We start from the raw sequence: 6,686 nt of genomic DNA, 5'->3' as shown, positions 1-6,686 counted from the left end.
CGGACCCCAACGCAAAGCACCGCCCACGCGGGCACCAGCAAACCAGGCCACCAATCAGTTGTCGCGGGCATCCGGCACATGAGGCAACGAATACCGTCGCGGGCATATTGACATGAGGCAACAGGGGCGCTTCGATGTGCCCGGCTTCGAGCGACAACGGGCCCTGTGTCAGACCCGCGTGCGACGGTCCGCTGACGAAGCAACGGCTGCAGTTAAGGGGAATCGAGCTTCGCTACGCGCTGACGATGCATCTGTCTAGCCACGGGCCACCGAGCATCACAGAGCTGGTCGACGGGCTTGCTTGGCACGGATTTGTCGTCGGCGGGCGGGCGTCGAAGCCCACTTCGGATGCTTTGCGGTGGGAAATGGGTCACGGCAGGGTGCGCCGCGTCGGACGAGGCCGGTACGGCCCGGGCTACCTGCCGCGCGGCACTGAGCACCGGATCCACAAACGCGTCATGGCATTACGCGACCGAGCCAGTTGTCTCTCATAGGCGGGCAAAACGAAAGCCGGATCCCGCGGTGGCGCATGTGGCAGGTGGGACTAGTCACAGGCCGGCGAGCAGTTCGGCCACGACGTCGAGACCCTCGACAAGCAACTCGTCGCTGATCGTCAGCGGCGGCAGGAAGCGCACGACATTGCCGAAGGTGCCCGCGGTCAGCACGATGACGCCGACGGCGTGGGCGCCGGCGGCCAGCGCATCGGTCAGTGCGGCGTCGGGCTCGGCGCCGCCGGGTTTGACGAACTCGACGGCGATCATCGCGCCGCGGCCGCGAACATCGCCGATCCGATCGTCGGCGGCTTGCAGCGTGAGCAGTCGGTCTTTCATCAGCCGTTCGATCTGGCGGGCCCGCGCAAGGAGCCCGTCAGCCTCGATGGTTTCGATGGCGGCCAGCGCCGCTGCGCAGGCGACCGGGTTGCCTCCGAACGTGCCGCCGATGCCGCTGGGGTGCGGGGCGTCCATGATCTCGGCCCGCCCGGTGACGGCCGACAGCGGCAGCCCGTCGGCGATGCCCTTCGCGATGCAGATCAGGTCGGGTTCGATGCCCTCGTGCTCGCAGGCGAACATGGCGCCGGTGCGGGCGAATCCGGTTTGCACCTCGTCGGCGACGAAGACCACGTTGTGCTGGCGACACCAGTCCAGCAATGCGGGCAGGAATCCCTCGGCCGGGACGATGAAGCCGCCTTCACCCTGGATGGGCTCGATGACGATGGCGGCCAGGTTGTCGGCGCCGACCTGGTTGGCGATGACGTCGATGGCACGCTGGGCGGCCAGTTCGCCGTCGGTGGCCAGTTCCTTGTCAATCAACCCGTCGCGGAACGGGTAGGACAGCGGCGCCCGGTAGACCTCGGGCGCGAATGGTCCGAAGCCGCTCTTGTACGGCATCGACTTCGCGGTCAGCGCCATGGTCATGTTGGTGCGTCCATGGTAGGCGTGGTCGAACGCCACCACCGCATCTTTGCGGGTGTACGAGCGGGCGATCTTGACGGCGTTCTCCACCGCCTCGGCGCCGGAGTTGAACAGCACCGAGCGCTTCTCGCCCGAGCCGGGGGTGAGTCGGTTGAGGTGCTCGGCGACGGCCACGTACTCCTCGTAGGGCGTGACCATGAAGCAGGTGTGGGTGAAGTCGGCGACCTGCGCGCGTACCGCGTCGACGACCCGGGGTGCGGAGTTGCCGATGGTCGTCACGGCGATGCCCGAACCCAGGTCGATGAACCGATTGCCGTCGACGTCCTCGACGATGCCGCCGCCGGCGCGGGCCGCAAACACCGGCATAGTGTTTCCGACGCCGTGGGAGACCGCGGCGGCTCGGCGCCTGGTCAGCTCCAGCGATGCCGGACCAGGGATTTCGGTGACCAGGTGGCGACTCTGTTCGACAGCGGACACGTCAGCAGCCTATCCGCGGCGAGCCCCGGCTACGACCCCGAAATTATTGGCCCGGCGGCGGCGGCCCGACGCCCAGCGGCCGGCACACATTCGTCGTCGGGTCCCAATACTGGCCGGGGTCGCAGTTCAGCGGCTGCGGCCCTTGGCCCAGCGGCCGGCACACATTCCCCGTCGGATCCCACCACTGGCCGACGTCGCAGTTCAGAGGCTCCGCCGAACTCGCGGCCGGCATCGCAATCGTCACCGCCGCCAGCGGCATCAGCGCCATCGCGGCGACCGGTGCCAGACGGCGAACGAACTTCCTCATCTGCAGACCTCTCGTCAATCACAACGAACTTCCTCATCTGCAGACCTCTCGTCAATCACAATGTCACGGCGCACCAAATACTGGACCGTCGATCGAGTCGACGGTAGCAAAGGAGCTGATCGGTTGGCGGCTGAGTCGGCGCGGTCGACGCACCGGATACCCCAGGGCGATCACCGCGGCCAGCGCCAGCGGGTCGGCGGCTCCGAGCACGGCCTTCACCTGCGGCTCCTCCCGAATCGCAATCGTGGTGATCACACCGCCGAGGCCCTCGTCGCGGGCAGCCAGCAGAATGCTCCACGCGAACGGGTAGATCGAGGCGCCGCCGGCGAAGGTGTACCGGTCCGCGTCGCGGTCCACTGCCGCCAGCCGCGATAGGTCGGCGAACAGCGCGAGCAAGACCGGCGCTTCGTCGAACCTTTCAGCGAATCCGCCTGGCGCTGCAGGGTTTTCGGTCTTCAGGGCCCGCGCTTCGGCGCCCCGGTCGTTGGTCGGTGCCCACGGCCGCAGCCCGGCGGCGTGCAGGGCCAGATAGTCGGCGGAACCCCGCAGGTAGCAATCCCGAAGGCGGCGGCGCCGTTCGGGGTCCTTGACGACGACCACCCGCCAGGCCTGCGCGTTGCCACCACTGGGCGCGAACCGGGCGGTGTCGAGCACCCGGGCCAGCACGGCGTCGTCGACGGACTGGTCGGTGAATTCGCGGACCGCCCCGGTGGTGCGCAACGCCTCGCTGAGCGACAACGATGCGGGCCGGGCAGCGGCCCGTGGAAATGTCGGTCGATTAGGCCCGAGTTCGAAGGTCATGACGCGGTTGTGCCAGTCCGGCGCCCGCGCGTCAAGGCGCCGTGCTTGGTCAGTCGGCGACGGCGTGGTGGCACACTGGTGGCTGACGCGGTTCGTGGCCCGATCCGGTCCCAAGCCGACTCGCAGAAGAACAGGAAGATCGTTGCCGTCATGAACCAACAAATGGTTGTCTTTTTGCCGCTGCTCATCGTCTTGGGCGCGTTCATGTTTTTCGCCTCGCGGCGGCAGAAGCGCGCGATGCAAGCCACCATCGACCTGCACGAGTCGCTGCGCGTCGGCGACCGGGTGCACACCACCTCCGGGTTGCAGGGAACCATCAAGCGCATTACCGACGACACGGTGGACCTCGAGATAGCAGCGGGCGTCGTGACCACCTGGATGAAGCTGGCGATCAGGGATCGCATCGAGCCGGAAGTGCTGGACACCGAGGCCCAGGAGGCCGACGATCTAGCCGACGACCCGGAGCGACTGCCCAAGGACTAGGGTTGGCGGCCCGCCACGTACCCTTTGCGGTGCAGTCGAACTGATCGGCGCGCGAAAAGCGAGGGGCGGATCGCGCATGAGCGGAGGAGAGTCAACACGTGGCATCGCCATCGGCGCCGGTGCACCCTGCCCGCTACCTGACGGTATTCCTGATCCTGCTCATCGGCGCCTATCTGCTGGTGTTCCTCACCGGAGACAAGCGGGCCGATGCGAAGCTCGGTATCGACCTGCAGGGTGGCACCAGGGTCACGCTGACCGCACGAACCCCGGACGGGACGCGGCCGACACGGGAGGCGCTGTCTCAGGCGCAGCAGATCATCAGCGCCCGCGTCAACGGTCTGGGTGTCTCGGGTTCTGAAGTCATTGTCGACGGAGACAACCTCGTCATCACGGTGCCGGGAAGTGACAGCAGCGAGGCGCGCAACCTGGGCCAGACCGCACGGTTGTACATCCGTCCGGTGATCAATGCGCTTCCGGCGGAAACCGGTCCGCTGCCGCGGAACCCGCAACGGCTGCCTGGGCCCGACGCACGACCGAGGCTGCCGCTTAGACAACCCGGCGGACCCATACCTGGCGGACCCGTACCCGCTGGCCCCGTCCCCGGTGCACACCCGGGTGGACCTGTCCCGGGCGGCGCGCCGGGCCTGCCCATGCCAGGCGATCTGCCGCTGCCGGGTGAGCCGGCGCCTGCGCAGCCGCGGCCTTATCCGCTGGATCCACCGCCGACGCCCACACCGGCACCGGCGCCGCCGGCAGCTCCGGCACCCGCCCCGGTGCAGCCCGGGCCACCGGATCCGCGGAAGGATCTGGCCGAGCGCATCGCCAAGCAACGGGAATGGCGTCAGAGCACCAACAAGGGTGTGCAGTTTTTGGCGCTGCAATACGAGGCCACGCAGTGTAACCAGGAGGACATTCTGGCCGGCAACGACGACCCCGACCTGCCCCTGGTGACCTGCGACAAGGACCACAAGGAGGCGTTTCTGCTGGCGCCGTCGATCATCAGCGGTGACCAGATCGAGAACGCCAGCTCGGGCCTGGACCAACACAGTGGCGGCTATGTCGTCGACCTGCAGTTCAAGAGCGGGGCGGCCAACACCTGGGCGGACTTCACCGCCGCCCACATCGGCACCCAGACCGCGTTCACCCTGGACTCGCAGGTGGTCAGTGCGCCGCAGATCCGCGAGGCCATCCCGGGCGGCCGCACCCAGATCACCGGCGGAGACCCGCCATTCACCGCGAGCACAGCACGCCAGCTCGCCAATGTCCTCAAATACGGCTCGCTGCCGCTGTCGTTCGAATCATCAGAAGCTCAAACCGTTTCGGCGACACTGGGATTGACCTCGCTACGGGCGGGCCTGATCGCCGGCGCGATCGGACTGGTGCTGGTGCTGCTGTACTCACTGATGTACTACCGGCTGCTGGGTTTCCTGACGGCCTTGTCGCTAGCAGCTTCCGGCGCAATGGTTTTCGCGATCTTGGTACTTCTCGGCCGATATATCAACTACACCCTCGACCTGGCCGGTATCGCAGGTTTGATCATCGGTATCGGGACGACGGCCGACTCGTTCGTGGTGTTCTTCGAACGCATCAAAGACGAGATCCGCGAAGGCCGTTCGTTCCGATCGGCGGTTCCCCGCGGCTGGGCACGGGCCCGCAAGACGATTCTGTCGGGTAACACGGTGACCTTCCTGGCCGCTGCCGTGCTGTACGTCCTCGCGATCGGCCAGGTGAAGGGATTCGCGTTCACCCTGGGCCTCACCGTGATCCTCGACACCGTCGTGGTGTTCCTGGTGACCTGGCCGTTGCTGTACCTGGCATCCAAGTCCACGACGCTGGCCAAGCCGGCATATAACGGCCTGGGAGCGGTGCAGCAGGTCGCGCGCGAACGGCGGGCGCTGGCTTCCAGGGCTTCGACGGCTTATTCGACGGGACGGGGGTAGCGGGATGGCCGACGAGACGACTGCCGTTGAACTCAGCGACGACACCGCCACCGTCGTCGGCGCAGCCGGTGACGACACCGGCGCCGACTTGCCCCGCCACAGCTTCCTATCGCGCCTCTACACCGGCACCGGCGCGTTCGAGGTCATTGGTCGGCGCCGGATGTGGTACGCGGTCAGCGGCACGATCGTCGCGATCGCAATCCTCAGCATCGTGTTGCGCGGATTCACCTTTGGCATCGACTTCAAGGGCGGCACCACCATGTCGTTCCCGCGCGGAGATGCCCAGGTAAGCCAGGTGGAGCAAGTCTTCCGGCAAACGCTGGGCAACGACCCCGAGTCTGTCGTGATCGTCGGCAACGGCGCTGGAGCGACCGTGCAGATTCGCTGCGCGACCCTGTCCAACGACAAGACGGAGAAGCTGCGCAACGCCTTGTACGAGAGGTTCCAGCCCAAAGGCGCCGACGGCAAGCCCAGCCAGCAGGCCATCTCCGACTCGGCGGTGTCCTCGACCTGGGGCGGTCAGATCACCAAGAAGGCGGTGATAGCGCTGGTGGTGTTCCTGGTGCTGGTCAGCCTCTATATCACCGTCCGCTACGAGCGCTACATGGCGATCTCCGCGCTGACGACCATGTGTTTCGACCTGACCGTCACCGCCGGGGTGTATTCGTTGGTGGGCTTCGAAGTCACCCCGGCCACGGTCATCGGCTTGCTGACGATCCTGGGTTTCTCCCTGTACGACACCGTCATCGTGTTCGACAAGGTCGAGGAGAACACCCACGGCTTCCAGCACACCACCCGGCGTACCTTCGCCGAGCAGGCCAACCTCGCGGTCAACCAGACGTTCATGCGCTCGATCAACACCAGCCTGATTTCGGTGCTGCCGGTGCTGGCCCTGATGGTGGTGGCGGTGTGGCTGTTGGGTGTGGGCACGCTGAAGGACCTGGCGTTGGTGCAGCTGGTCGGCATCATCGTCGGCACCTACTCGTCGATCTTCTTCGCCACCCCGCTGCTGGTCAGCCTGCGTGAACGCACCGAGTTGGTGCGGACGCACACCCGCCGGGTGGGCAGGCGCCGCGGTCCTGGTCCGGAGAAGGATGAGACCCGCGCCGAGTCGGCCCATCACGAGCCGGGCGAACAGACCACCGCGGCCGTCGCGGCCAGTGGCAGCCCGGCTGCGAGCAAGCCGGCCCCGGGTGCGCGTCCGGTCCGGCAGGGCGGCGGCCGTCACCGTCCGACCGGCAAACGAAACAAGCGGTAGCCACGGTG

At 67.0% G+C, this 6,686-nt stretch carries 7 protein-coding genes; 4 read left to right on the top strand and 3 right to left on the bottom strand.

Annotated elements, in window-relative coordinates:
• Positions 1-245 precede the first annotated feature (245 nt).
• Positions 246-494, top strand: coding sequence for a hypothetical protein (locus tag ACLQI9_RS00370; RefSeq protein ID WP_442383635.1), 249 nt, complete (start codon positions 246-248; stop codon positions 492-494).
• Between the two features lie 54 nt (positions 495-548).
• Here ACLQI9_RS00370 and gabT read toward each other — a convergent pair whose 3' ends face one another.
• From gabT to ACLQI9_RS00355, 3 genes are all read right to left on the bottom strand, one after another.
• Positions 549-1,889, bottom strand: a complete 1,341-nt coding sequence (gene gabT / locus ACLQI9_RS00365; RefSeq protein ID WP_442383637.1) for a 4-aminobutyrate--2-oxoglutarate transaminase — start codon at positions 1,887-1,889, stop codon at positions 549-551.
• Positions 1,890-1,932: 43 nt separating this feature from the next.
• Entirely contained in the window at positions 1,933-2,196 is a 264-nt protein-coding gene (locus ACLQI9_RS00360; protein WP_442383639.1) for a hypothetical protein, read from the bottom strand.
• 63 nt (positions 2,197-2,259) lie between these two features.
• Complete coding sequence (locus ACLQI9_RS00355) at positions 2,260-2,997, bottom strand: nitroreductase family protein (protein WP_442383641.1); 738 nt, start codon at positions 2,995-2,997, stop codon at positions 2,260-2,262.
• A 150-nt stretch (positions 2,998-3,147) separates the two neighbouring features.
• Here ACLQI9_RS00355 and yajC point away from each other — a divergent pair, with 150 nt between their 5' ends.
• The 3 genes from yajC (at position 3,148) to secF (ending at position 6,678) form a co-directional block, all read left to right on the top strand.
• Positions 3,148-3,480 carry a preprotein translocase subunit YajC gene (yajC, locus tag ACLQI9_RS00350; RefSeq protein ID WP_442383679.1) on the top strand — a complete coding sequence of 111 codons (333 nt, stop codon included), beginning with the start codon at positions 3,148-3,150 and terminating at the stop codon, positions 3,478-3,480.
• A 98-nt stretch (positions 3,481-3,578) separates the two neighbouring features.
• Positions 3,579-5,420 (top strand): protein translocase subunit SecD, encoded by a 1,842-nt coding sequence (gene secD, locus ACLQI9_RS00345; protein ID WP_442383643.1) that lies wholly within the window; start codon positions 3,579-3,581, stop codon positions 5,418-5,420.
• Positions 5,421-5,424: 4 nt separating this feature from the next.
• Positions 5,425-6,678: a protein translocase subunit SecF gene (secF, locus tag ACLQI9_RS00340; RefSeq protein WP_442383645.1), complete on the top strand. Its 1,254-nt coding sequence runs from the start codon at positions 5,425-5,427 to the stop codon at positions 6,676-6,678.
• Positions 6,679-6,686 lie beyond the last annotated feature (8 nt).

Origin of the sequence: Mycobacterium sp. (genome assembly GCF_052143115.1) — a bacterium.
Lineage (GTDB): Bacteria > Actinomycetota > Actinomycetes > Mycobacteriales > Mycobacteriaceae > Mycobacterium.
Note: the sequence above shows the minus strand (reverse complement) of the source record. Positions and strands in the feature narration are given on the sequence as shown.